Source organism: Mycobacterium sp., assembly GCF_052144515.1.
Taxonomy (GTDB): domain Bacteria; phylum Actinomycetota; class Actinomycetes; order Mycobacteriales; family Mycobacteriaceae; genus Mycobacterium.
The window spans coordinates 1-24,206 of sequence record NZ_JBKQQD010000152.1; the positions used below are offsets into that span (position 1 = coordinate 1).

Annotated in this window: 24 protein-coding genes and 2 pseudogenes; 7 read left to right on the forward strand and 19 right to left on the reverse strand. The window is 66.4% G+C overall.

Features of this window, described 5'->3' with window-relative positions; translation table 11 throughout:
- A partial coding sequence (locus tag ACLP9N_RS09575) for a hypothetical protein (protein ID WP_442407182.1) occupies window positions 1-285 on the forward strand: 285 nt, incomplete at its 5' end.
- Between the two features lie 452 nt (window positions 286-737).
- Here the strand turns inward: ACLP9N_RS09575 and ACLP9N_RS09580 are convergent.
- Window positions 738-1,505 carry an alpha/beta fold hydrolase gene (locus tag ACLP9N_RS09580; RefSeq protein WP_442407183.1) on the reverse strand — a complete coding sequence of 256 codons (768 nt, stop codon included), beginning with the start codon at window positions 1,503-1,505 and terminating at the stop codon, window positions 738-740.
- Between the two features lie 26 nt (window positions 1,506-1,531).
- Here ACLP9N_RS09580 and mhuD point away from each other — a divergent pair, with 26 nt between their 5' ends.
- Entirely contained in the window at window positions 1,532-1,849 is a 318-nt protein-coding gene (gene mhuD, locus ACLP9N_RS09585) for a mycobilin-forming heme oxygenase MhuD (protein ID WP_442407184.1), read from the forward strand.
- Entirely contained in the window at window positions 1,824-3,191 is a 1,368-nt protein-coding gene (locus ACLP9N_RS09590) for a serine hydrolase (protein WP_442407185.1), read from the forward strand. The genes mhuD and ACLP9N_RS09590 overlap by 26 nt, the downstream gene beginning before the upstream one ends.
- A 436-nt stretch (window positions 3,192-3,627) precedes the next feature.
- Here the strand turns inward: ACLP9N_RS09590 and ACLP9N_RS09595 are convergent, their stop codons facing one another.
- From ACLP9N_RS09595 to ACLP9N_RS09680, 18 genes and pseudogenes are all read right to left on the reverse strand, one after another.
- Entirely contained in the window at window positions 3,628-4,173 is a 546-nt protein-coding gene (locus ACLP9N_RS09595) for a histidine phosphatase family protein (protein WP_442407186.1), read from the reverse strand.
- Entirely contained in the window at window positions 4,170-4,961 is a 792-nt protein-coding gene (locus ACLP9N_RS09600) for a CbtA family protein (RefSeq protein ID WP_442407187.1), read from the reverse strand. Before ACLP9N_RS09600 ends, ACLP9N_RS09595 begins: the two co-directional genes overlap by 4 nt.
- Window positions 4,962-4,970: 9 nt before the next feature.
- Window positions 4,971-5,183 carry a CbtB domain-containing protein gene (locus ACLP9N_RS09605; RefSeq protein ID WP_442407203.1) on the reverse strand — a complete coding sequence of 71 codons (213 nt, stop codon included), beginning with the start codon at window positions 5,181-5,183 and terminating at the stop codon, window positions 4,971-4,973.
- Window positions 5,184-5,225: 42 nt separating this feature from the next.
- Window positions 5,226-7,766, reverse strand: coding sequence for an ATP-dependent protease ATP-binding subunit ClpC (clpC1, locus tag ACLP9N_RS09610; protein ID WP_442407188.1), 2,541 nt, complete (start codon window positions 7,764-7,766; stop codon window positions 5,226-5,228).
- A 229-nt stretch (window positions 7,767-7,995) separates the two neighbouring features.
- Complete coding sequence (gene lsr2 / locus ACLP9N_RS09615) at window positions 7,996-8,334, reverse strand: histone-like nucleoid-structuring protein Lsr2 (protein ID WP_442400274.1); 339 nt, start codon at window positions 8,332-8,334, stop codon at window positions 7,996-7,998.
- A 106-nt stretch (window positions 8,335-8,440) separates the two neighbouring features.
- Window positions 8,441-9,952: a lysine--tRNA ligase gene (gene lysS, locus ACLP9N_RS09620; protein ID WP_442407189.1), complete on the reverse strand. Its 1,512-nt coding sequence runs from the start codon at window positions 9,950-9,952 to the stop codon at window positions 8,441-8,443.
- 231 nt (window positions 9,953-10,183) lie between these two features.
- Window positions 10,184-11,005: a type III pantothenate kinase gene (locus ACLP9N_RS09625; RefSeq protein WP_442407190.1), complete on the reverse strand. Its 822-nt coding sequence runs from the start codon at window positions 11,003-11,005 to the stop codon at window positions 10,184-10,186.
- 2 nt (window positions 11,006-11,007) lie between these two features.
- Window positions 11,008-11,427, reverse strand: a complete 420-nt coding sequence (panD, locus tag ACLP9N_RS09630) for an aspartate 1-decarboxylase (protein ID WP_442407191.1) — start codon at window positions 11,425-11,427, stop codon at window positions 11,008-11,010.
- Window positions 11,427-12,400: pseudogene (gene panC / locus ACLP9N_RS09635) on the reverse strand (pantoate--beta-alanine ligase). The gene panD and the pseudogene panC overlap by 1 nt, the downstream one beginning before the upstream one ends.
- Window positions 12,397-13,308, reverse strand: coding sequence for a Rossmann-like and DUF2520 domain-containing protein (locus ACLP9N_RS09640; RefSeq protein WP_442407192.1), 912 nt, complete (start codon window positions 13,306-13,308; stop codon window positions 12,397-12,399). The pseudogene panC and the gene ACLP9N_RS09640 overlap by 4 nt, the downstream one beginning before the upstream one ends.
- A gap of 100 nt (window positions 13,309-13,408) precedes the next feature.
- Complete coding sequence (locus tag ACLP9N_RS09645; RefSeq protein WP_442407193.1) at window positions 13,409-14,653, reverse strand: DUF6779 domain-containing protein; 1,245 nt, start codon at window positions 14,651-14,653, stop codon at window positions 13,409-13,411.
- Window positions 14,654-14,729: 76 nt separating this feature from the next.
- Entirely contained in the window at window positions 14,730-15,227 is a 498-nt protein-coding gene (locus ACLP9N_RS09650) for a DUF3180 domain-containing protein (protein WP_442407194.1), read from the reverse strand.
- Window positions 15,227-15,748, reverse strand: a complete 522-nt coding sequence (gene folK, locus ACLP9N_RS09655; RefSeq protein WP_442407195.1) for a 2-amino-4-hydroxy-6-hydroxymethyldihydropteridine diphosphokinase — start codon at window positions 15,746-15,748, stop codon at window positions 15,227-15,229. The genes ACLP9N_RS09650 and folK overlap by 1 nt, the downstream gene beginning before the upstream one ends.
- Window positions 15,745-16,158: a dihydroneopterin aldolase gene (gene folB, locus ACLP9N_RS09660; RefSeq protein WP_442407196.1), complete on the reverse strand. Its 414-nt coding sequence runs from the start codon at window positions 16,156-16,158 to the stop codon at window positions 15,745-15,747. The genes folK and folB overlap by 4 nt, the downstream gene beginning before the upstream one ends.
- Window positions 16,151-16,987, reverse strand: coding sequence for a dihydropteroate synthase (folP, locus tag ACLP9N_RS09665; protein WP_442407197.1), 837 nt, complete (start codon window positions 16,985-16,987; stop codon window positions 16,151-16,153). The genes folB and folP overlap by 8 nt, the downstream gene beginning before the upstream one ends.
- The gene (gene folE / locus ACLP9N_RS09670; protein WP_442407198.1) at window positions 16,984-17,604 is read right to left on the reverse strand and encodes a GTP cyclohydrolase I FolE; all 621 of its coding nucleotides are present in this window, start codon (window positions 17,602-17,604) and stop codon (window positions 16,984-16,986) included. The genes folP and folE overlap by 4 nt, the downstream gene beginning before the upstream one ends.
- A gap of 15 nt (window positions 17,605-17,619) precedes the next feature.
- Window positions 17,620-19,974, reverse strand: a complete 2,355-nt coding sequence (gene ftsH / locus ACLP9N_RS09675) for an ATP-dependent zinc metalloprotease FtsH (RefSeq protein WP_442407199.1) — start codon at window positions 19,972-19,974, stop codon at window positions 17,620-17,622.
- A 219-nt stretch (window positions 19,975-20,193) separates the two neighbouring features.
- The gene (locus ACLP9N_RS09680) at window positions 20,194-20,580 is read right to left on the reverse strand and encodes a VOC family protein (protein WP_442407204.1); all 387 of its coding nucleotides are present in this window, start codon (window positions 20,578-20,580) and stop codon (window positions 20,194-20,196) included.
- 76 nt (window positions 20,581-20,656) lie between these two features.
- Between ACLP9N_RS09680 and ACLP9N_RS09685 the strand changes: the two genes are divergently transcribed.
- The 4 genes and pseudogenes from ACLP9N_RS09685 to ACLP9N_RS09700 form a co-directional block, all read left to right on the forward strand.
- Window positions 20,657-21,622, forward strand: a complete 966-nt coding sequence (locus ACLP9N_RS09685) for an alpha/beta fold hydrolase (protein ID WP_442407200.1) — start codon at window positions 20,657-20,659, stop codon at window positions 21,620-21,622.
- A complete protein-coding gene (locus ACLP9N_RS09690; protein ID WP_442407201.1) occupies window positions 21,622-22,809 on the forward strand; it encodes an LLM class flavin-dependent oxidoreductase in 1,188 nt (395 codons plus the stop codon). Before ACLP9N_RS09685 ends, ACLP9N_RS09690 begins: the two co-directional genes overlap by 1 nt.
- Complete coding sequence (locus ACLP9N_RS09695) at window positions 22,809-23,822, forward strand: zinc-binding dehydrogenase (protein ID WP_442407202.1); 1,014 nt, start codon at window positions 22,809-22,811, stop codon at window positions 23,820-23,822. Before ACLP9N_RS09690 ends, ACLP9N_RS09695 begins: the two co-directional genes overlap by 1 nt.
- Window positions 23,823-23,844: 22 nt before the next feature.
- A pseudogene (locus ACLP9N_RS09700) lies at window positions 23,845-24,096 on the forward strand (HNH endonuclease signature motif containing protein); the annotation flags it as partial.
- Window positions 24,097-24,206 lie beyond the last annotated feature (110 nt).

The following is a 24,206-nucleotide window of genomic DNA, read 5'->3' on the forward strand; positions in this document are numbered from 1 at the left end:
GGCGCCGCCGGCGGGGCCGGCGGGCACGGCGGCGCCGGGGCGGCTGGCGGGGCGGGCGGCGACTCCACGCAGGGGCCCGGCGGTAACGGCGGCGATGGCGCCGACGGCGGTAATGGCGGCAACGGCGGGAACGGCGGTAGCAGCCCCGCCCCCGGCCCCTACGGCACGGGCGGGGCCGCCGGCGGGGGCGGCGACGGCGGGGCCGGCGGAACCGGCGACCCCGACGGCAATCCTGGGAGCACCGGAACACCCGGCGAGCCGGGCGAGAACGGCCAGCCCGGCTAGTCCAGCTAGTGGGATATGCTGTGGCACAGCATTATTCGCGGGATAACGGATTCATTGGCGCCGATTCCGTTACGGGCCATGCCTTCCCGCTCACAGCGGATCGATAAGCAGCGCCCAGCCTACTGCTGACAACCGGCGGTAAACATAGTGCATCAAATCTACTGCCGAGAGGATAGTTGCAATGATGCTCGCGAATCCGAGGCCCCTGTTTACGAATTTACTTGTCGGCGCCGCCGTCGTTCTCGGCTCCTGTGTTGCGGCAGCGGCACCGGCCAATGCCGACCCGAACCCGTCCGGCACCCAGCCAAACCCGTTCGCCGGCCTCACCTGTAACTGTCCACAGACGGCTCGAACCGGCGGCCCGGTTCCGACGGCAGAGCTCGATCGGGGAATCAGCAACGCTCGCTCAGCCCCGATGCCCTGACCGCGGGCCCAGCTGAAGCCCACCTGAGTCAGGGGGGCGCCAAGAAGGACTCCACGGCCTGCCGGTATACCTGCGGCGCTTCGTCGTGGATGAGATGACCGGCTTCCGAAACGTGTAAATACGTTGTCGGACAACTGGTTTTGGTCATCTTCAGTATCTGGCCCGGCGGGGCGACCGAGATGCCGGCCTCGATGAGCAGGGATGGCGCCCGCACAGCCATCCATTGGTCCCAGTAGTCACGGGTGCCCCATTCGGCGGCGATCTCAATCCATTTCGACGTGTGACCATGCAACCGCCAGCCGGTGGGAGTTCGGTCGAAGGCATCCAGGAAGTACTGCCCGGAGACATCTCCGAATTTGTCGAATACGTCTTTGGCGGAACGGAATTCAACCGGAATCGAGTGCAGCCAAGGTTCCCAGGGACCGGTGGAGCGGCCGCGAAAGTCCGGGGCCATGTCCTCAACCACCAGCGCCGAAACCAAGTCGGGACGCTCCGCGGCCAGACACCACGAGTGCAGCGCACCCATCGAATGGGCCACCAGCCTGACCGGCGCGCCCAACGAGGCCACCGCGTCGCCCAGGTCCGCTACGAAGCGCTCGGTGCTGATCGGGTACGGGTCGATGACGTCACGGCCTCGGTGCCATGGCGCGTCGTAGGTGTACACCGTGCCCAACCTGGTCAGCCACGGTAGCTGACGCGACCAGGTGCTACCCCGGCCCATCAGCCCATGCACCAGGATCAACGGCTCGCCGTGACCGCCGCGGCGCGTCAACAGGTCGGAGGGCATACCAGTCATATTGGGTGGCACGGTAGCCTAGCGGAATGCCAGTGGTGAAGATCAACGCAATCGAGGTACCCGCCGACGCTGGCCCCGAGTTGGAGAAGCGTTTCGCCCACCGCGCGCATGCGGTCGAGAACTCCCCGGGCTTCCTCGGCTTTCAGCTGCTGCGCCCGGTCAAGGGTGAAGACCGCTACTTCGTGGTGACGCAGTGGGAGTCCGAAGAAGCCTTCCAGGCGTGGGCGACTGGGCCCGCCATCGAAGCCCATGCCGGGCACCGGGCCCAACCCGTGGCAACCGGGGCGTCGCTGCTGGAATTCGAAGTTGTGATGGACGTTGCCGGTTCCGGCAAGACGGGGTAGCCGCCGCCGGACATTGCGCCGCGTGTTGGTGTTGACCGTCGGCGCCGCACTGGTCATGGCCCTCACGCCGGGTTGCGGCTCCTCCCCTGCACCGCACGCGAACGCTGCTGACGCCGGCTCGCGGATCGACAAGGGGACTCCGCCCGGCCTGCGGGCGCAGCAGACCATGGACATGCTCAACTCGGACTGGCCCATCGGGCCGGTCGGGGTTGGCACCCTGGCCGCACCCGACGAGGTCGACTCGGTGGTGACCACCATGGAAGGGCTCTGGTGGGATCGCCCGTTCACTCTCGATGGTGTAGACATCTCTGCCAGCGTGGCCACGCTGCACCTCATCTCCTCCTACGGCGCGCGACAGAACATCCGGATTCACACCGACGACGATGGCCGGGTTGATCGGTTCGACGTCGACACCCAGCCACCGTCGATCACCTCGTGGCACGACGTCGACGCCGTGTTGAGCAAGACCGGTGCCCGCTACTCCTACCAGGTCGCCAAGGTCGACCAGGGTCGCTGCCAGCCGGTTATGGGCACCAACACCGGCGAATCTCTGCCGCTGGCATCGATTTTCAAGTTGTACGTGCTGCACGCCCTGACGGGTGCGGTCCGCGACGGAACGGTTTCCTGGGACGATCAGCTGACCGTCACCGACAAGAGCAAAGCCGTCGGTTCTTCGGGTTTGCAACTGCCGCCCGGGGCACACGTTTCGGTTCGCGCAGCCGCCGAGAAGATGATCGCCACCAGCGATAACATGGCCACCGACTTGCTGATCGGGAGGTTGGGCACACACGCCATCGAGGAAGCGCTCGTCACGGCGGGCCATCACGATCCGGCCAGCATGACGCCCTTCCCCACCATGTACGAGCTGTTCTCGGTGGGTTGGGGTCAGCCGGATCTGCGCAGCCAGTGGAAGCAGGCGTCGTCTCCGCAAGTCCGTGCCCAGCTGCTGCAGCAGGCGAATTCCACTCCTTACCTACCTGATCCAATCCGCGCCCACACACCAGCCTCGATGTACGGCGCGGAGTGGTACGGCAGCGCCGAGGACATCTGCCGCGTGCACTCGGCGCTGCAAGCCGACGCGGTCGGCCCAGCCGCGCCCGTGAAGCAGATCCTGTCGGCCGTCGCGGGTATCCAACTGGATCGCGAAGAATGGCCCTACATCGCAGCCAAAGCCGGCGGCCTGCCGGGCGACCTCACGTTCAGCTGGTACGCCGTCGACAAGACGCAGCAACCGTGGGTGGTCAGCTTTCAGCTGAACTGGCCCCGCGATCACGGGCCAACCGTGACCAGTTGGATGCTGCAGGTGGCGAAGCAGGTTTTCGCGGTGATCGCGCCGCGATAGATCGCTGCGAACGCGAATTCATAGGGTTCTCAAACATAAAGCGATTCGCGGACCGCGTGACAGCTATGGGTTCTGCATGTATGTCCCTGGTTCGCTTGATCCGCGATTTACCCCAAAAGTACTGTCGCGCCTAGATAGTCGTTCGAACACGAACGAATTCTGAAGGAGGCCCCTTTGTCAGCACTGACGATGTTCGCGAAAATGCTAGTCAGCTCTGCGACCGCTGTCGGCTCCTGTGTTGGAGCAGCAGCTCCGGCCAGCGCTGAACCGGATGCATTCGAGTTCGACGAGAACGTGTTCGGGACCCTCACCTGCAGCTGCTCGCAGACGGCTCCACCCGCCGGCTCGGTTCTCCGCGAGATAAATCGAGGACTGCAGAACGCTCATTCTGCTGGTTTGACGCGTCCAACGACACCGATCGAGCACAGATGAATCGCTACATTCGAAGCGTCCAGGCCGCCCCGCGCCGGTGCAGGACGGTACGACTCAGCGGCTTGATGTCTATGCGCCAGAACGCGTTTGGTGAAGCGTCAAGGGCCACCAGGATCGCCGCGCGGACGACGGCGGGGTGCGTGACGGCAACCGTCTGCGATGTGTCATCGGTCAGCGACGCCAGCCACGCGGCCACGCGCTCAACCAGGTCGACGATCGACTCACCTCCGTGCGGCGCCTGAACCGTATCGGTCAGCCACACGTCCAGGTCGGCGGGCGGGACACTCTGCAGCGCGCTCCCACGCCACCGTCCGCAATCCAGATCGGCCAACCGCGGCTCCGTGACCGGCCGCAGACCCAACAGCTGCGCGGTTTGCCGAGCCCGCCGCTCTGGTGCGGTGAGTTGGCTTGTATCGCTTTTGATTTCGAAGCCCACCGCCGCTTGCCGACAGCCGCTGTCGTTGAGCGGCTCGTCGGCAGGAAACCGTCCGGCCGCCATGGCTTCGGTCATCGCGTGCGACACCAAGGTCAGCCGGACAACCCCGGTCACGCCGCGATGCCCGATGCCCGTCCGATATCGGCCCGCTGACCCAGTAGCCGGCCCGCCAGCCTCCCGAAGAGCAGACCAATGGCCACCCACAGCACCAGCTGGGCGCCCAGCGAAACCAACCTGAACTCGTAGAGAACGTCGGCGGGAAAGCCGGGATAGATGATCACGCCCGCGGTGTCACGCAGTGGTTGGGGTGTCTCGTCAACATTCGGTAGCGCCACCATCACCACGGCGAGCACGACGAGGTAGGCCCCGCCCGCCAGCAGCGCCCCGTTCCACGTTTCGAATCGCGCCGCGAGCCGACGGGCCAGCCACACCACCGCGACGGCCAGCACCACCGAGATCAGCACCATGAACAGATACCAACCGGTGCGCATCCCGATCGTGTCCGACTGGCCGACGGCCGGCGGATTCGGCGGGTACTTCACAAACGGCACCAGATACACCGATACGAAGGCATCCGCCGCGAGCTGCACCGAAAGCCGCTGTGGCGCAGGGTTGTTGGCTCGCGCGAATACCAGACAGAACAGCACCGCGAACAGCGCACCCATCGCCAGCCCGAAAAGCAGTACACCGAAACCCAATCCAGCGTTTGCCTGCACGCCGCGGGTGAACAGCTCGACTCCGTGCTCGTGCACACCCTGCGCCTGCGCGGCCTTGGTGCGGCCGTCCTCGTACGCGATGGCGCGCCCGATTATCGGCTCCGCGCACGGGCGAGCGAACACGAACACCAGTACGGCACCCACCAGACCCGCCAGGAGACCCCGCGCGATCAGACGCTTCTCCACGTCGGTCCGTTAGTGGCAGGGGAACCCGAGCAGATGCCGTGCGTCGTGCACGAATTCGTGCACGTGTGAGTCACTGCCGAACAGCGACACCGCGCCCTGATCGACGCCGACGAAGTACAGCGCCAACAGCGCCAGGAACGCGGTTGCGGCCAACCAGAGCGCAGCGCTGGCGGCGGACAGGTCAACCGATCGGGTTCCGGTTGTCGCCGAACTGCTCGTCATGGCCACGGTTAACTCCTTCTGGGAATCTCGCGTCAGTCGCCGCTAGTTCGCGGTCTGCCCTTCCGCGCTGTGCGCTCCGGCCTTGGCCAGATCCGGCTCGGCCGGCGGCTTGCGGGTTCCGGTGAACGTGAACTTCGCGTCCTCGCCGGGGCCCTCGCCGTCCCAGTTGTCCACGTCGACGGTGACGACCTGTCCCGCTCCGACCTCCTCGAAGAGGATCTTCTCCGAAAGCTGGTCCTCGATCTCGCGCTGAATGGTGCGCCGCAGCGGACGGGCACCCAGCACCGGGTCGAAGCCACGCTTGGCCAGCAGCGACTTGGCCTTGTCGGTCAGCTCCATCGCCATGTCCTTGCTCTTGAGCTGGCCGGCGACCCGGCCGATCATCAGGTCGACCATCTGGATGATCTCGTCGCGGGTCAGCTGGTGGAAGACGATGACTTCGTCGATGCGGTTGAGGAACTCCGGGCGGAAGTGCTTCTTGAGCTCGTCGTTGACCTTCTGCTTCATCCGCTCGTAATCGTTGTCACCACCGCTCTGGGTGAAGCCCAGGCCGACCGGCTTCGAGATGTCGGAGGTGCCGAGGTTGGACGTGAAGATCAGCACGGTGTTCTTGAAGTCCACCGTGCGACCCTGCCCGTCGGTGAGCCGGCCATCCTCGAGCACTTGCAACAGGCTGTTGTAGATCTCCTGATGCGCCTTCTCGATCTCGTCGAACAGCACCACCGAAAACGGCTTGCGCCGCACCTTCTCGGTGAGCTGGCCGCCCTCCTCGTAGCCGACATATCCAGGCGGGGCACCGAACAGCCGCGACGCGGTGAACCTGTCGTGGAACTCGCCCATGTCGATCTGGATGAGCGCGTCGTCGTCGCCGAACAAGAAGTTGGCCAGCGCCTTGGACAGCTCGGTCTTACCGACACCGGACGGGCCGGCGAAGATGAACGAGCCCGACGGGCGCTTCGGGTCTTTCAGCCCGGCGCGGGTACGGCGGATCGCCTTGGAGACGGCCTTGACGGCGTCCTCCTGACCGATGATCCGCTTGTGGATCTCGTCTTCCATCCGCAGCAGCCGGGTGGTCTCGGCCTCGGTGAGCTTGAACACCGGGATGCCGGTCCAGTTGCCCAGCACCTCGGCGATCTCGTTGTCGTCGACCTCGGCGACCACGTCGAGATCGCCTGAACGCCACTGCTTTTCGCGTTCTGCCCGTTGGGCAACCAGGGTCTTCTCCCGGTCGCGCAGGCTGGCGGCCTTTTCGAAGTCCTGGGCGTCGATGGCCGATTCCTTCTCCCGGCGGGCCTCGGCGATCTTCTCGTCGAACTCACGCAGGTCTGGCGGCGCGGTCATCCGGCGGATCCGCATCCGAGCACCCGCCTCGTCGATCAGGTCGATCGCCTTGTCCGGCAGGAACCGGTCGTTGATGTAGCGGTCGGCCAGGGTGGCCGCGGCCACGATCGCGCTATCGGTGATCGACACCCGGTGGTGCGCCTCGTAGCGGTCCCGCAGGCCCTTGAGGATCTCGATGGTGTGCTCCACCGTCGGCTCGCCCACCTGCACCGGCTGGAAGCGGCGCTCCAGCGCGGCGTCCTTCTCGATGTACTTGCGGTACTCGTCGAGCGTGGTGGCGCCGATCGTCTGCAGCTCGCCACGGGCCAGCTTGGGCTTCAGGATGCTTGCCGCGTCGATCGCGCCCTCGGCGGCGCCCGCCCCGACCAGCGTGTGCAGCTCGTCGATGAACAGGATGATGTCGCCGCGGGTGTTGATCTCCTTGAGCACCTTCTTCAGGCGTTCCTCGAAGTCACCGCGGTAGCGGGAGCCCGCGACCAGCGAGCCCAGGTCCAGCGTGTAGAGCTGCTTGTCCTTCAGTGTCTCGGGAACCTCGCCGTGCACGATGGCCTGCGCCAGGCCCTCGACGACAGCGGTCTTGCCGACGCCGGGCTCACCGATCAGCACCGGGTTGTTCTTGGTGCGCCGGCTCAGCACCTGCATCACCCGCTCGATTTCCTTCTCGCGGCCGATGACCGGGTCCAGCTTGCCCTCCATGGCGGCGGCCGTCAGGTTGCGGCCGAACTGGTCGAGAACCAATGACGTAGAAGGGGAGCCGGACTCTCCTCCCCGACCACCGGTGCCGGCTTCGGCGGCCTCCTTGCCCTGGTAGCCGCTCAGCAGCTGGATCACCTGCTGGCGCACCCGGGTGAGCTCGGCGCCGAGCTTGACCAGCACCTGAGCGGCCACGCCCTCACCCTCGCGGATCAGGCCGAGCAAAATGTGCTCGGTGCCGATGTAGTTGTGGCCGAGCTGCAGCGCCTCGCGCAGGCTCAGCTCCAGAACTTTCTTGGCTCGCGGGGTGAACGGGATGTGTCCCGACGGCGCCTGCTGCCCCTGGCCGATGATCTCCTCGACCTGGCTGCGGACGCCCTCAAGCGAGATCCCCAGCGACTCCAGCGACTTGGCCGCGACGCCTTCGCCTTCGTGAATAAGACCCAACAGGATGTGCTCGGTGCCGATGTAGTTGTGGTTGAGCATCCTGGCTTCTTCCTGCGCCAGGACGACCACCCTGCGGGCACGGTCGGTAAATCTCTCGAACATCGGTGCTTACCTGCTCTCCCTCACCATCGGTACACCCTCACTACCGGCTGGTGTCCACTGTAATGGTCGGCCCGCCACGGTTCCTAACCTTGCGCTTGACCCGACTCTGACAACGAGGAAAACCGCAGGATCGTTTCCCTAATCGCCGACGACCCGTTCGCCACCAGCGAAAACGAAACAAAGCACCGGCGCCCTGACGCAGTGGCCCGGACGCCGGTAAGTGATGCTGTTACGTCGCCGCGTGGAACGCGTCGATCACGTCGGCCGGGATGCGGCCACGAGTCGACACATTGTGCCCGTTGCGACGGGCCCATTCCCGGATCGCGGCACTTTGCTCGCGGTCGATCGCGCCACGGCCGCGGCCGGCGCCGGAACGCCCACGCCGCCGACCACCGACACGACGGCCGGCTGCCACCCATTGCTTCAGATCGCCGCGAAGTTTCGCGGCATTCTTTGAAGAAAGGTCGATCTCATAGGTCACCCCGTCAAGCCCGAATTCGACCGTTTCGTCGGCGGCGCCCGCACCGTCGAAATCATCGACCAAGGTGACGGTCACTTTTTTCGCCATTTGCTTACCCTCGCGTTCTTCCTCGCTTGCAGCTTGGATTGACTCCCCGCTCACCAATCTGCCATATGTCCGCAGAATACTCAATCCGGACTGATCATGCACAAGCTCAGTCGGAGTGCGGTCGAACAATCGGGAACAAAACTGTCTCCCGAATTGACAGCCCGGTCAAAGACATCAACAACCGATCGATACCCATTCCGGTTCCGGTGCATGGCGGCATCGCGTACTCGAGGGCGGTCAGAAAATCTTCGTCAAGTGCCATCGCCTCGTCGTCGCCGGCGGCTGCGGCGCGAGCTTGTCCGGCGAATCGCTCACGCTGCACCACCGGATCGTTCAATTCGGAGTATCCGGTGGCCAGTTCGATGCCGCGCACGTAGAGATCCCACTTCTCGGTCACTCCCGGGATGCTGCGGTGCTGGCGGGTCAAAGGCGTTGTCTCGACTGGGAAATTCTTGACGAATGTGGGCGCGGTCAACGTGTTGCCCACCGCATGCTCCCACAGTTCCTCGACGAGTTTCCCGTGCCCGTAGCCGCGGTTGTCCGGAATCTCGATACCCAGTCGATCCGCAATTGAACGCAGGTGTGCACCGATCGTCTCGGGCGTGATCTCTTCACCGAGCGCCGCCGAGAGCGACGGATACATTTCTATAGATGCCCATTCTCCGTCTATGTCATAGACACTGCCGTCGGGCAACGGCAGTTGTCGCGTCCCGATCGCGTCATCGGCCACCTCTTGAATAAGCTCCCGGGTGACGACTGCCGAATCATCATAGGTGCCGTAGGTCTGGTAGGTCTCCAGCATGGAAAATTCCGGGGAATGCGTCGAATCGGTGCCTTCGTTTCGGAACACCCGATTTAGTTCGAAGACCTTGTCGAAACCACCGACGATGCAGCGCTTGAGGAACAGTTCCGGTGCGATCCGCAGGTAGAGATCGATGTCCAGCGCATTGGAATGTGTGATGAACGGCCGGGCCGCTGCGCCACCGGCCAGCGTCTGCAACATAGGCGTTTCGACTTCGGAGAACCCGCGCCGTTCCAGCGCATTGCGTATCGCGCGGACAACGGCGATTCGCTGGCGGGCCACGGTTCGCGCCTGCGGGCGGACGATCAGATCCACGTACCGCTGCCGCACCCGCGATTCTTCGCTCATCTCCTTATGCGCGACGGGCAGCGGGCGCAACGACTTGGCCGCCATCTGCCAGGAGTCGGCGAGCACGGACAGTTCGCCGCGTCGCGAGCTGATCACGTTGCCGTGCACGTAGACGATGTCGCCGAGGTCGACGTCGGCCTTCCACGAATCCAGCGCTTCCTGGCCGACCTTGTCGAGGCTGATCATCACCTGCAGGTTGGTGCCATCGCCGTCCTGGAGTGTCGCGAAACACAGCTTTCCGGAATTGCGCGCGAAGATCACCCGGCCCGCGACGCCGACGATGTCGTCGGTCGCCGAGTCGACCGCCAGGTCGGGGTGGGCGGCGCGGACCTCGGCCAGGGTGTGGGTCCGTTGGATGGCGACCGGGTAAGGGTCGCGACCCTCGGCCAACAGGCGAGCGCGCTTGTCCCGGCGGATCTGGAACTGCTCAGGAAGGTCCAGATCGGCTTCCGGGGGCTCAGAGCTCACGACGTGCCAGCTTAAATGAACTCGTACCGGCGCTCACGGGCGGCGTCGAGTGCGTATTGCTCGCGACACTGCACCTACGCACACGAAACGCCGACGCGAGTGTGCCTGGTTTAAATCTCGGAGCGAGGCGACCAGCTGCCCCTCCGCGACACTGCACCTACGCACACGAAACGCCGACGCGAGTGTGCCTGGTTTAAATCTCGGTGCGAGGCCTGACGGCCAGCCGCGGGCTCAGCGCGCCGTCTTCAGCCGGCCCCGCTGGGCGTCCTGGTTGCGTTCGAAGACGAGCCGCAGGCCGTGCAGGGTCAGGTGCTGGTCGTAGTGGTCGACGGTATGCAGCTCGGGCAGCAGCAGCGGTGCGGTATGTCCGGTGGCCACCACCGCGACCCGATCGCCCAGGTCGTCAGAGAAGCCGTCGACGTCCTGGCGAATGCGCCCGACCAGGCCGTCGACCAACCCGGCGAAGCCGAACACCGCACCCGCCTGCATGCATTCGACGGTGTTCTTGCCGAGCACCGAACGCGGCCGCGCCAGCTCGACCCGGCGCAGCACGTTGCGGGCCGCCGCGGCATCCGATGACACCTGCACCCCGGGCGCGATGGCGCCACCGAGGAATTCGCCCTTGGCCGACACCATGTCCACACAAATCGACGATCCGAAATCGACCACGATGGCGGCCGATTTGAACCGGTGATATGCGGCCAGGCAATTCACGATCCGGTCGGCGCCCACTTCCTTTGGATTGTCGACCAGCAGCGGGATGCCGGTGCGGACGCCCGGCTCGATCAGCACGTGCGGCACCGACGGCCAGTATTGGTCGAGCATGACCCGCAACTCGTGCAGCACCGACGGGACCGTCGACAAGGCGGCGGCGCCGGTGAGCCGCTCGGAATCGTCGCCGATCAGGCCGTCGATGGTCAGCGCCAGTTCGTCGGCGGTGACTTCGGGCTCGGTGCGTATCCGCCATTGCTGGACGACCTTTGCGTGCTCCTTGGAGCCCGACAGCAACCCGACGACGGTGTGCGTGTTACGGACGTCGATCGCCAACAGCACGGCTACCGCGCACCCATCCGCGGGTTCATCAGCTCCGCCGCGTCATCGGGGACGAAGGCCGGATCGCTGCCCAGATCGATCTGCATGTTGTCCGCGTCGACGAACACGATCCGCGGCTTGTAGGCGCGGGCCTCGGCATCCTCCATGGTTCCGTACGCGATCAGGATCACCAGATCGCCGGGATGAACGAGATGCGCTGCGGCGCCGTTGATTCCAATCACTCCGCTGCCGCGCTCGCCGGTGATCGCGTAGGTCACCAGCCGGGCGCCGTTGTCGATGTCGACGATGGTGACCTGTTCGCCCTCGAGCAGGTCCGCGGCGTCCATCAAGTCGGCGTCGATGGTCACCGAACCGACGTAGTGCAGGTCGGCCTGCGTGACCGTGGCGCGGTGGATCTTCGATTTCAGCATCGTCCGTAACATCAGTTCCTCCAAGGTGATTCAACGATATTCAGCGATATTCAGCGACTCGATTTGCGTCCGGCCCGTCGGTGCCGGCGAGAGTTCCGATTTCAACTGCGATGTTGTCCAGCAGTCTGGTCTTTCCGAGCCTGGCGGCGACCAGCAGCCGGCCGGGTCCGTCGGCAGGTGCGGGACCCAGTCCGGGGTCGCGCAGCTCCAAATAGTCGACGCTGATCGCGGGCACGGCGTCGAGCACGGCGCGCGCGGCGGTCAGCGCGGCCTGCGCACCGGCCGGCGCGGCGTGCATCCCGGCCAGCAGCGCCGCCGAGAGCGTCGCGGCCAATTCGCGCTGCACCGAATCCAGGTAGCGGTTGCGCGATGACATCGCCAGCCCATTCGATTCCCGCACGGTAGGCACCCCGATCACGTCGACACCAACGTTGAGGTCGGCCGCCATCTGCCGGATCAGCGCCAGCTGCTGATAGTCCTTCTCGCCGAAGAAGATCCGGTCGGGACGAACGATCTGCAGCAGCTTGAGCACCACCGTCAGCACGCCGGCGAAATGGGTTGGCCGGGCGGCGCCCTCGAGTTCGGCGGCCAGCGGACCCGGTTGCACGGTGGTGCGCAGCCCGTCGGGATACATCGCCGCGGCGGTCGGCGCGAACACGATCTCGACTCCTTCGTCGCACAGCAGCGCCAGGTCGTCATCGAGGGTCCGGGGATAGGCGTCGAGATCTTCGCCGGCACCGAATTGCAGCGGGTTGACGAAGATCGACACCACGACCACCGAGCCGGGCACTCGTTTGGCGGCACGCACCAGCGCCAAGTGCCCATCGTGCAGCGCGCCCATGGTCGGCACCAACATCACCCGTCGTCCGGTATGCCGCAGCGCGCGGCTGACGTCGGTGACATCGCGCGGAGTCGAGTACACGTTGAGTACGCCGGGAGTGAAGGCGGGCGCTTTCGTCGGGGACTTCGGGGTCGTCGCGGTCACTGCGCCAGCACCTCGACGACGTCGGCGGGAGCATGTGCGCGCCGCGCGGTTCGTAAGGCGTTGACCCGATAGGCCTCGGCCAACTGCGGGTCGACCCGGTTGAGTGCGGCCAGATGTGCGGCGATCGCGGCGGCGTCGCCCCGTGCCACCGGGCCCGTCAGCGCGGCCTGCCCCCGTTGCAGCGTGTTCTGTAGCGCCGCGCGGGCCAGCGGCCCGATGATCCGTTCGGCGATGCCACCCGGCTGATCGTCGACGAGTTGTTGTCCGAGCAGTTCGCTGCCGCGCAGCGCGGCCCGCAACGCGTCGAGCGCATCGGCGACCACGGCCACGATGTGGTTCCCCGCGTGGGCCAGCGCGGCGTGATAGAGGATCCGCGCGTCCTCGCGCACACAGAACGGCTCCCCGCCCATCTCGAGCACCAGCGACTGCGCGATCGCTTGTCCGACGTCGTCGGCCGCGGTGATCCCGAAGCAGGTGTCGGGCAGTCGGCTGATGTCCTCGTCGGAGCCGGTGAAGGTCATCGCGGGGTGAATCGCCAGCGGTATGCAGCCGTCCTTGGCCAGCGGCGCCAGAATGTTGACGCCGTTGGCGCCGGACGTGTGCACCACGATCGTTCCGGGTCGCACCGCCGACGTGGCGGCCAAGCCGGACACCAGGCCGGCAAGTTCGCTGTCCGGAACCGCCAGCAACAACAGCTCAGCGCCGGCCGCGACGTCCGGCGGCGCCAGCACCGGGGTATCGGGCAGCCGGCGCGCCGCCCGCTGCCGGGACGCGTGGGAAATGGCGCTGCACGCGACCACGACGTGGTCGGCGCGCTCCAGCGCGACGCCCAACGCGGTTCCTACCCGGCCGGCGGAGATGATCCCCACCTTGAGCCTGGCCGGGCGCAAACCGTCGAACTGCACCATCGCAGACGGCCTCACAGTGTCTTGGTTTCGTTCCGGTCCCGCGCTGCGGGTACCGGACGGTCAGTAAGACTCTAGTCGATTTGCCAGGCAGGACCCAGTGTCATCCGTCACGCCCCTCATGTCTGCGCCGCCGGCCGCCTCCGGTCGGTTCGACCTGCAATCGCGCCAGCAGGTCAGCGACCGACTGACCACCGGATTGCGAACGACGCCCCTCCGACTGCTCGGGCTCTTCCGCCTCCGAATCGGCGCTGCGATGCCGGGGTGTCGGCTCGGGCGGTGGCGCCGGCGCCAACCGCGGCGGTGGTGGCGCCTCGCTCGTCTCGGTGACCGGCGTGGCCGAAACGCCGTCGTCGCGGTACTCCGTCGAATGGCGCGACTGCGACCGGCGACCGGACTCGCCGTAGTCGCCGGGCGGGCCACCCCCGGGTTCGTCCGGGCTGGAATGCCGGGCCCGACGGCGGCCTGTCAGTGGGTCCGGTGTACTCGCCTGATCGACGCCGGACCAATTGCTGCCTGGCGCGCCGGGGGGCAACCACTCTCCGTCGGCCGCGGCCGGCTGCCACTGCGCCGATTCGGGCTGCATCTGCGGTTGCATCTGCGGTTGCGGTGGCGGCTCACGTGGTGGCGGCGGTGGCGGCGGGGCTTGATAGGGCGGCCGGACCTGCTCGCGTGGCGGCGCAGGGTGTCGGGGTGGCCCAGCGGCCGCGGGCGGGACCCCCACCTCGGACACGTCGATGATCGGCGATTCGTCGGTGCGCTCGAGCGCATTTTCCGGGGGAACCGTCGTGACCCGATCGCTGGACACCCAATCGACGGGTGCGCTCTCGCCGTTGCGGGCCCAGTCGCTGTAAGCGCGTGCCGGGGCCCCCTCTGGCTTCACTGCCTGCGGATTCTCCAGCGCTCGGCGGTGATCGAGGTCCGTGTCGAACAAGATCTCCAGGTTGGTTCGCAATGCGGCCAACTCCGCCCGCAGCGCCGCCACCTCGTCGGCGGCCTGGGCGCGCAGCTCGGAGGCCAGCTCGCGACGCAGCTGAGACTCCACCGTCAGCTCGTACTCGCGGCGGGCCGAGATTTCCCGATCCAACTGCAGGTCATAGACCAGCTTCAGGTCACGCACCCGAGATTGATCCGCGTCGCTTTGCCTCCGGTAGAGCACCGAAACAAAGGCGCCGGCGACTGCGGCCCACAGCGCCAGGATCACAGCGAGCTTGAGCAGTTCCACGCGATTGGTGAAAACCAGTGCGGAGCTGGCCCCCATCGCGAGGACTAGCAACGCCGTCAAGAGCACCCAACCAGGCCTGCGGCCGCCGCGCCGGACCCGGGCGCCGCGGGGCAGAACGGTCATGGCCTGACTGTACCCGGGCGAGGTCACACAGCGTGTCGCGCGACTCCGGCGATTCTCACCTGGGCCGATTTGCGACCTAAACCGGGTCTGCCGATCGCTCGCCTTCCCCTGCCTCGCCGTGCTCGGTGGGATCCTGTGGAGACTTGCAGCAATGCTGCAGCCACAGGGCGGCGACCACCAAAGTCAGCGCGCTGATCCCCGCCACCACCGCGCCGGAGGTGTCCTCGGCGGCGGCGCGCATCCATGACCGCCGCGGCAGTAGATACACCAACACCCCGAGCCACCAACCCAGCACCAGCGCACCGACCCACGCCGACGCCTTGGCGATCATCACGCTGCGTGCCACCGCAAGCGGGTGCAGCCAGCCGGGCCCGTCACCGATCTCGCCGCTGCTGATCTTGGTCCGCACGTAGCGCGCCCACAGCGCCTCGCCGACAGCGACCGCGAGCAGCGACACACCGGTCCACACCGTGATCGGCGGGAACCACCGGTACAGCAGCAGCACCAGCAGATACCCCAGCACCCCGGCGCCGACCACCGCCGCCGTTAGCTCACGTTTGCGGGTGGGTCCCATCAGTCTGATTTCGGAGTGAGCGCCAGCCGGGTCAACCGCACGCCTTCCCTGTCAGCCGGGTCCAGCTCGGCCAGCAGCCGGGCCACCGGTTGCGGCCCTCCGCTGATCGTCAGTTCGGCATCGGGGTCGACGGCCAGCCAGGGGATCATCACGAACGCCCGCAGATGGGCCAGCGGGTGCGGCAGCGTCAGGTCGCTTTCCACGGCGACCACCTCGGTCTCCCCGTAACACGCGATCAGGTCCACGTCGAGGGTGCGCGGGCCCCAGCGCTGACCGCGAACCCGACCCGCCGCCCGCTCGAACTCCTGGGCCGTGCGCAGCCAGGCGTGTCCGTCGCGGGCCGGGTCGTCGGCGATCAGCACCGCGTTGAGGAACGGTCCCTGCTCGACCTCGCCCCAAGGGTCGGTCTCATAGACCGGCGACACCGCCACTACTGCTTCGCCGAGCCCGTCGACGACCGACTGAAGCCGGGCCAGGCGGTCGCCCAGGTTGGAGCCGATCGAAAGCACGACGCGGGTCATAGCGCTCTGCCATCGGGGGGGCCGGCGGGCACCACGGAACCGCGACCACCGCGCCGCGACCGCCGGACCACCACCGCCACATCGGCGAATTTCTGCTGAATCGGGGCCTGCGGCTTGTGCACCACCACCTCGACGGCGTGCACGCGCTGGTCCTCCATCACGCGCTCGGCAATCTCGCCGCCGACCGCTTCGATCAGGTTGCGCGGAGGTCCGGCCACGACGGCGGTCGCCAGCCGGGCCAGGGCGTCGTAGTCATAGGTGTCGGCCAGCTCGTCGCTCGCGGCGGCGTCGGCCAGGTCGATCCAAACGGTAATATCGACGACGAAGTCCTGCCCGTTGACGCGTTCATGCTCAAAGACACCGTGCCGGCCACGAAGTGTCAAGCCGCGCAATTCGATTCGGTCAGCCACTAGTATCCCCGCACCCCGTCCAGGCTCCGACGACCTTGAGGGCATCAACCGAGGCCCGCACGTCGTGCACCCGCACACCCCAGGCCCCGTGCAGGGCGGCCAGCGCGGAAATCACCGCGGTCGCCGTCTCCCGCCCTTCCGGCGGTCGCACCTCGCCGTCGGGACCCGCGAGCAATGCGCCGAGGAACCGCTTGCGCGAGGCGCCCAGCAGCACCGGGATACCGGTGGCAACCAGCTCCGGCAGCGCGCGCAGCAGCGCCCAATTATGTTGGGCCGTCTTGGCGAATCCGAGACCGGGGTCGATCACCAGGTTCCCCGGCTCGACACCCGAGGCGACCGCGTCGTCGACGCCGGCGAGCAACTCGGCGCGCACTTCGGCAACCACGTCGCGGTAGGACCGGGCCTGATGCGGGCGGTCGGCCGCCACCGGCCGCCAGTGCATCAACACCCACGGCGCTCCGGCTTCGGCCAGCAGCGGAGCCATCGCGGGATCGGCCCGTCCGCCGGAGACGTCGTTGACGATCTGCGCGCCGTTCTGCAGGGCGGCGCGTGCGACGTCCGCGTGCATGGTGTCTATGCTCACGGTAATCCCTTGGGCTGCAAGCGCTTTGATGACGGGCACCACACGATCCGTCTCGACCCGGGCGTCGATCCGGGTGGCACCGGGCCGTGTCGACTCCCCGCCGACGTCGACTATCCCCGCGCCTTCGGCTGCCATTGCCAGACCATGCGCCACGGCGGCGTCGGCATCGAGGTAGCGCCCGCCATCCGAGAACGAGTCGTCCGTGACGTTCAGGACCCCCATTACCTGCACAGGTTTGCGGCTCACCTACGCAGGATGAGGTCGAGCGCCTCGGCTCGAGAAGCAGCACTGGTCTTGAACTGGCCGCGCACCGCCGACGTCGTCGTCACGGCGCCGGGCTTGCGCACACCGCGCATCGCCATGCACAGGTGCTCGGCCTCGACCACCACGATGACGCCGCGCGGATCGAGTTTGTTCACCAGGGCATCGGCGATCTGGCCGGTGAGCCGCTCCTGCACCTGAGGCCGCTTGGCATAGAGGTCCACCAGCCGGGCGATCTTCGACAGCCCGGTCACCCTGCCGTCCTTGCCGGGGATGTAGCCGACGTGGGCCACCCCGTGGAAAGACACCAGGTGATGTTCACAGGTGGAGTAGAGCGGGATCTCCTTCACGATCACCATCTCGTCGTGGTCTTCGTCGAACATGGTGTTGAGCACCGACGCGGGGTCGGTGTAGAGCCCGGCGAACATCTCGCGGTAGGCGCGAGCGACGCGGGCCGGAGTGTCCCGCAAGCCGTCTCTGTCGGGGTCCTCGCCGATCGCGTGGAGCAACTCGCGGATCGCGGCCTCGGCACGTTCCTGGTTGAACGTGTGGACGCGCGGAGTCGCGGTGCGGCTATCCGGCTCCAAGTCCGGTAAGGCCATGTGATTCTCCGTTCGTCAGCCCTGGGCCGGTGGGTTGGACCGGCTCACGTCCTCGTCCGGCTGCTCGGGAGACCTACCGGTGTCCGGGGTGGGTTGGGGCGGCGGCGGATACGGCGGATAGGGCGGGTAAGACGGGTGCGCCGGCTGGGCCGACTGGCCCGGATAACTCGGCGCCGGCTGCGGCCAATAGGGCTGCTGGGGCGGTGCGGGCGGATACCAGTAACCCTGCTGGTCCCTCGGCGGCCAACCCGGCGCGTGCCAGCCGGCCGGCGCACCATAGTCAGGCTGGGTCGGGCCGTGCGGCTGTCGATCGGCGGCCCCTTGACCACCGTGAGAACCGTTGGCGCCGGGGGCATTTCGGTCGGCTTGGGCGCGCGCGGCCTCGGCGGCCTGGCTAGCCTGTGCGATAGCCGCCTTGAACGCCGGCTCGGGCACCGGCCGGGGCCAGGGCTCGCCGCGCTCGATCGCCAGCTCACCGGGCGTCTTGATCGGCGGCTTGTCCGATGGGATCCGGCCGCCGAAATCGTCGAACATGGTGAGCCGGGGCCGCTTTTCGACGTCGCCGAAGATCGCCTCCAGCTCGGGTCGGTGCAGCGTTTCTTTTTCCAGCAACTCGCCGGCCAGGGTGTCGAGCACGTCGCGGTATTCGGTGAGGATCTCCCAAGCTTCGGTGTGTGCGGCCTCGATGAGCTTGCGGACCTCGTCGTCGATGTCGCGGGCGACCTCGTGGGAGTAGTCAGCCTGAATGCCCATGGTCCGGCCCAGGAACGGGTCGCCGTGTTCGGTGCCGTACTTGACGGCGCCGAGCTTGGAGCTCATGCCGTACTCGGTGACCATGGCGCGGGCGACCTTGGTGGCCTGCTCGATGTCGGACACCGCGCCGGTGGTCGGCTCGCGGAACACCAGCTCCTCGGCGGCCCGGCCCCCCATCGCGAACACCAGCTGAGCGATCATCTCCGAGCGGGTGCGTAGGCCTTTGTCCTCCTCGGGTACCGCGACGGCGTGCCCGCCGGTGCGGCCGCGGGCCAGGATCGTCACCTTGTAGACGGGGTCGATGTCGGGCATCGCCCAAGCCGCCAGGGTGTGGCCACCCTCGTGGTAGGCGGTGATCTTCTTTTCCTGCTCGCTGATGATCCGGCCCTTGCGGCGCGGGCCGCCGATCACCCGGTCCACCGCCTCTTCCAGGGCGGCGCCGGTGATCACGGTGCCGTTCTCTCGGGCGGTCAGCAGCGCGGCCTCGTTGACGACGTTGGCCAGATCGGCACCGGTCATGCCGACGGTGCGCTTGGCCAGCCCGTCCAGGTCGGCGTCCGGGGCGATCGGCTTGCCCTTGGAATGCACCCGCAGCACCGCGCGGCGACCCGCCAGGTCGGGGTTGGACACCGGGATCTGCCGGTCGAAGCGGCCGGGCCGCAGCAACGCGGGGTCCAGGATGTCGGGCCGGTTGGTGGCCGCGATAAGGATCACACCGGCGCGTGGGTCGAAGCCATCCATCTCGACCAGTAGCTGGTTGAGCGTCTGTTCGCGCTCGTCGTGGCCGCCGCCCAGTCCGGCACCGCGCTGGCGGCCCACCGCGTCGATCTCGTCGACGAAGATGATGCACGGGTTGTTCTGTTTGGCCTGATCGAACAGGTCACGCACCCGCGAGGCGCCGACACCGACGAACATCTCGACGAAGTCGGAGCCGGAGATGGTGAAGAACGGAACTCCGGCTTCGCCCGCCACGGCGCGGGCCAGCAGCGTCTTGCCGGTTCCCGGCGGGCCGTAGAGCAGCACACCCTTGGGAATCTTGGCGCCCAGCGCCTGGTAGCGACCCGGGTTCTGCAGGAAGTCCTTGATCTCGTAGAGTTCCTCGACCGCTTCGTCGACGCCCGCGACGTCCTCGAACGTGGTCTTGGGCATGTCCTTGTTCAGCATCTTGGCCCGGGACTTGCCGAAGCCGAAGCCCATCCGGGCGCCGCCCTGCATGCGCGAGAACATCACGAACAGGCCCACCAGCAACAGTAGCGGCAGCACGTAGACCAGCAATTCGCCCAGAATGCTGCCTTCGTTGACTACGGTGCTGACTTTGGCGTTCTTAGCGGTGAGCGCGTTGAAAAGGTCGACCGCATACCCGGACGGATATTTGGTGATGACCTTGTCTGAATTCTCGGTGTCGTTGTTGCCCTTTTTCAGGGTCAGCCGTAGCTGCTGCTCGCGATCGTCGATCTGCGCGCTCTTGACGTTGTCGCCGTTGATCTGGGCCATCGCCACCGAGGTGTCGACGGGCTTGTAACCGCGGGTGTCGTCGCTGAAGTAAAAGAACGACCAGCCCAGCAGCACCACCACAGCAATCGCCGTGATGGTGCGGATCACGTTTTTCCGGTTCATCAATCATCGGCCGTTTAGGCCAGGTCCTTCCCCGATAACACGTCGCTGGAAAAGTCCAGGCTACCGCCCGTGGAGATCGCCAGCTCCGGCGGAGCCGGGGCGCAGCGGTCGCCACCATCCTGCTGAGACAACGTCCAGCAGTTCCCGAGTGTGACGCCAGCGTCACGTTCGCGGCCGAGCGTGAAGCCAGCGTCACGTTGGGTGGGCCGGGTCGAGCAGCTACTCGTAGTAGCGGGCCTCGACGACATTGCCGTCCGGATCAGCGAAGTAGAACGCCTTCGGCGCCCAGCCCTGGGCCCCGAAGTTATGGTCCCTCCGCGCGCTGGTGTCCACGCCTGCTGCCTTAAGACGCGCATCCAGCGCGTCATACTCGGCCCGCGACAGCGCGAGGCAAACGTGATTGACCGGATGGCCGGCACTGCCTTTGGCCATCTCGAGTGGCATCAGGTCGACCATGGAGTCCTCGCACACACGCACGCTCGGGAACGGCGCTTCTCCAGCCTCGAACTCGCTGAACCGCACCGGGGCAAGTCCAACCACCCTTGTGTAGAAATCCACCGCTGCCCGCGGATCCTTCGTCCACAGAACTATGTGATCCAACCGCATCAGCCGATAATGCTCGGCTGCGACCGCGGAAAACAAGCTCTTCTCAAGCCGTCTGCCGTTGTGATTTGGTGAGACGATGAGCGCGTCAACCGAACGGTTAGTCGACACCAATGGTGTGCGGCTGCGGGTGATCGAGGCGGGGGAGCCGGGCGCGCCGGTGGTGGTCCTGGCCCACGGCTTTCCTGAACTGGCGTACTCCTGGCGGCACCAGATTCCGGTCCTCGCCGACGCCGGCTACCACGTGCTGGCTCCGGATCAGCGCGGCTACGGCGGCTCTTCGCGTCCCGATGCGATCGAGGCCTACAACATCCACGAGTTGACCGCTGACCTCGTCGGCCTGCTCGACGACGTCGGCGCCGAGCGCGCCGTCTGGATCGGACACGACTGGGGCGCCATGGTGTTGTGGAACATGCCACTGCTGCACCCCGACCGGGTCGCGGCGGTAGCCGCGCTGAGCGTCCCCCCGCTACCCCGCCCACGCCAACCGCCGATGCAGGCGTTTCGTCGCATCTTCGGTGAAAACTTTTTCTACATCCTCTATTTCCAGGAGCCGGGTGTCGCCGACGCCGAACTCAACGGCGACCCCGCCCGCACCATGCGCCGGATGATCGGCGGTTTGCGATCACCAAGCGAGGAGGGCGCCGCGATACGAATGGTGGCCCCCGGTCGCGAAGGCTTCATCGATCGGATGCCGGAGCCCGACGGGCTGCCCGGCTGGATCAGCCAGGACGAGCTCGACCACTACATCGCCGAATTTTCCCGCACCGGATTCACCGGCGGCCTGAACTGGTATCGCAACATGGATCACAACTGGGAGACCACCCCAGAGCTCGCGGGTGCCATGATCACGGTGCCGTGTTTATTCATCGGCGGGACAGCCGATCCGGTGTTGGCGTTCACCCGCACCGACCGTGCCGCCCAGGTTGTCTCCGGACCGTACCGGCAGGTGATGATCGACGGGGCCGGGCACTGGCTGCAGCAGGAGCGACCCGACGTGGTGAACGAGACGCTTCTCGAGTTCCTCAAAGGAGTGGAATGGTGATGGGTGCCCCGCTGCGTTTCGGCGTCTTTGTCACTCCGTTTCACCCGATCGGGCAATCCCCAACGGTGGCACTGGAATACGACATGGAGCGGGTGGTCGCGCTGGACCGCCTAGGGTTCGACGAAGCGTGGTTCGGCGAGCATCACTCCGGCGGCTACGAGCTGATCGCCTGCCCGGAAGTGTTCATCGCGGCCGCCGCAGAGCGGACCAAGCACATCAAACTGGGCACCGGAGTCGTCTCGCTACCCTACCACCATCCGCTCATGGTGGCCGACCGCTGGGTGCTGCTGGACCACCTGACGCGCGGCCGGGTCATGTTCGGCACGGGCCCCGGCGCGTTGCCGTCGGACGCCTACATGATGGGTATCGACCCGATAGAACAGCGGCGGATGATGCAGGAGTCCCTCGAGGCGATCCTCGCGCTGTTCCGCGCCGCACCCACCGAGCGAATCGACCGTCACTCCGACTGGTTCACCCTGCGCGACGCACAGTTGCACATCCGCCCCTACACCTGGCCCTATCCGGAAATCGCTACGGCCGCAATGATTTCCCCATCCGGGCCGCGGCTGGCCGGAACGCTGGGCACGTCGCTGCTGTCACTGTCGATGTCGGTGCCCGGCGGCTACGCGGCGCTGGAGACCACCTGGGACGTGGTGCGCGAGCAGGCCACCAAAGCCGGCCGGGACGAGCCGGACCGCGACGATTGGCGAGTGCTGTCCATCATGCATATCGCCGACAGCCGCGATCAGGCGATCGACGACTGCACCTACGGGCTACAGGATTTCTCCAACTACTTCGGCGCGGCCGGGTTCGTGCCGTTGTCCAACACGGTCGACGGCGCCCAGTCGCCGCACGAGTTCGTCGAAGAGTATGCGGACAAAGGAAATTGCTGCATCGGGACACCCGACGACGCGATCGCCCACATTGAAGACCTGCTCGACCGGTCGGGAGGTTTCGGAACGCTTTTGATGCTTGGCCATGACTGGGCCTCACCGGAAGCGACGTACCACTGCTATGACCTGTTCGCCCGCAAGGTGATTCCCCATTTCAAGGGACAGCTGGAGGCGCCGCGGTCATCGCACGACTGGGCCCGGAGCAAGCGCGACCAACTGATCGGCCGCGCCGGCGAAGCCGTGGTGAAGGCCATTACCGAGCATGTCGAGGAACACAGGACGGAGGCCAAGTGATGCGCGCTTCGGTGCTACGAGACGGGCGGATGGTCTATCGGGACGACGTGCCCGAGCCGGTACCCGAATCAGGTCAGGTGCTAGTGGGCGTGCGAGCGTGTGGAATCTGCGGCTCCGACTTGCATTTCGCCGCTCACGGAGCCACCGTGCTGGAGATGAGCAACCTGGTCGCTCGCGGAGCGGGCGGCATGGAGGTCGCCCTGGAACGCGATGTCTTCATGGGGCACGAGTTCACCGCCGAAGTACTCGAAGCCGGTCCCGACACCGAAACTTATCCGCCGGGAACCTTGGTCACGTCGCTCCCGGTGTTGTTGTCCGCCAAGGGCGCCGAGCCGATCGTCTACAGCAACACCACGATCGGAGGCTATTCCGAGCGGATGCTGCTCTCCGCGTTGCTGCTGCAGCCCATCCCCAACGGCCTGGACTTCAAGCATGCCGCTTTGACGGAACCGATGGCGGTGGGCTTGCATGCCGTCAACAAGTCCAACATCCAGCCCGGCGAGAAAGCCCTGGTGCTGGGTTGCGGTCCAATCGGGATCGCGATCGTCGCGGCGCTTCGCGCGCGCGGCGTCGAAACCATTGCCGCGGCGGACTTTTCACCGGGGCGGCGCGACCTGGCCACCGCGATGGGCGCGCATCAGGTATTGGACCCTGCTCAGGGCTCGCCGTTCGATTTTGTCAAGCCCGCTGTCGTGTTCGAGGCGGTCGGGGTGCCCGGAATCATCGATGATGTGCTGCTGCGGGCGCGACCGGGAACGCGGTTGGTCGTCGTCGGGGTGTGCATGCAGTCCGACACCGTGCATCCGTTCTTCGCGATCGCCAAAGAGATCAACGTGCAGTTCGTGCTCGCCTACACCCCGGAGGAGTTCACCGGGTCGCTGCGCTCGCTGGCCGAGGGCGAGATTGACGTCAGCCCATTGATCACCGGAGAGGTCGGCCTGGACGGGGTGGGCCAGGCGTTCGACGACCTGGCCGACCCCGAGCGGCACTGCAAAATTCTGGTCACTCCTTAGCCGACATTCTTGTCGGACGGAAGCGCTGCGCTATCAGCCGTCGGCGGCATTGGAGTGCGCCGTGCGCTGCCGGGATCTCACGTGCCGCTTCCCCGGATATAGCCGCCCGGCCGTTGTCTGCGACGTTGACCACACCATTCCGTTCAACCACTACGATCCGGCGGCCGGCGGACTGACTGTGCTGGAAAACCTCAAATGCCTTTGCCGGAAACATCATCGGCTCAAAACATTCGGCGGGTGGCGCGACACTCAACTCGCCGACGGCACGGAAATTCTTGCAACATACCCCCTGCTGATGCGTGCGAGTAGTCAGGTGGGCTAATCAGCCTTCGTCACGTGCACGTGGTACGCGAAGGAGCGACGTTGTCGGGAAAGCCCTTCAGC

Bases quoted from the DNA above. Each gene is read 5' to 3' on its own strand.
- ACLP9N_RS09580 (WP_442407183.1), bottom strand. From the start codon at position 1,505: ATGACTGGTATGCCCTCCGACCTGTTGACGCGCCGCGGCGGTCACGGC.
- mhuD (WP_442407184.1), top strand. From the start codon at position 1,532: ATGCCAGTGGTGAAGATCAACGCAATCGAGGTACCCGCCGACGCTGGC.
- ACLP9N_RS09605 (WP_442407203.1), bottom strand. From the start codon at position 5,183: ATGACGAGCAGTTCGGCGACAACCGGAACCCGATCGGTTGACCTGTCC.
- clpC1 (WP_442407188.1), bottom strand. From the start codon at position 7,766: ATGTTCGAGAGATTTACCGACCGTGCCCGCAGGGTGGTCGTCCTGGCG.
- lsr2 (WP_442400274.1), bottom strand. From the start codon at position 8,334: ATGGCGAAAAAAGTGACCGTCACCTTGGTCGATGATTTCGACGGTGCG.
- panD (WP_442407191.1), bottom strand. From the start codon at position 11,427: ATGTTACGGACGATGCTGAAATCGAAGATCCACCGCGCCACGGTCACG.
- ACLP9N_RS09640 (WP_442407192.1), bottom strand. From the start codon at position 13,308: ATGGTGCAGTTCGACGGTTTGCGCCCGGCCAGGCTCAAGGTGGGGATC.
- ACLP9N_RS09645 (WP_442407193.1), bottom strand. From the start codon at position 14,653: ATGACCGTTCTGCCCCGCGGCGCCCGGGTCCGGCGCGGCGGCCGCAGG.
- ACLP9N_RS09650 (WP_442407194.1), bottom strand. From the start codon at position 15,227: ATGGGACCCACCCGCAAACGTGAGCTAACGGCGGCGGTGGTCGGCGCC.
- folK (WP_442407195.1), bottom strand. From the start codon at position 15,748: ATGACCCGCGTCGTGCTTTCGATCGGCTCCAACCTGGGCGACCGCCTG.
- folE (WP_442407198.1), bottom strand. From the start codon at position 17,604: ATGGCCTTACCGGACTTGGAGCCGGATAGCCGCACCGCGACTCCGCGC.
- ftsH (WP_442407199.1), bottom strand. From the start codon at position 19,974: ATGAACCGGAAAAACGTGATCCGCACCATCACGGCGATTGCTGTGGTG.
- ACLP9N_RS09680 (WP_442407204.1), bottom strand. From the start codon at position 20,580: ATGCGGTTGGATCACATAGTTCTGTGGACGAAGGATCCGCGGGCAGCG.
- ACLP9N_RS09685 (WP_442407200.1), top strand. From the start codon at position 20,657: ATGAGCGCGTCAACCGAACGGTTAGTCGACACCAATGGTGTGCGGCTG.
- ACLP9N_RS09690 (WP_442407201.1), top strand. From the start codon at position 21,622: ATGGGTGCCCCGCTGCGTTTCGGCGTCTTTGTCACTCCGTTTCACCCG.
- ACLP9N_RS09695 (WP_442407202.1), top strand. From the start codon at position 22,809: ATGCGCGCTTCGGTGCTACGAGACGGGCGGATGGTCTATCGGGACGAC.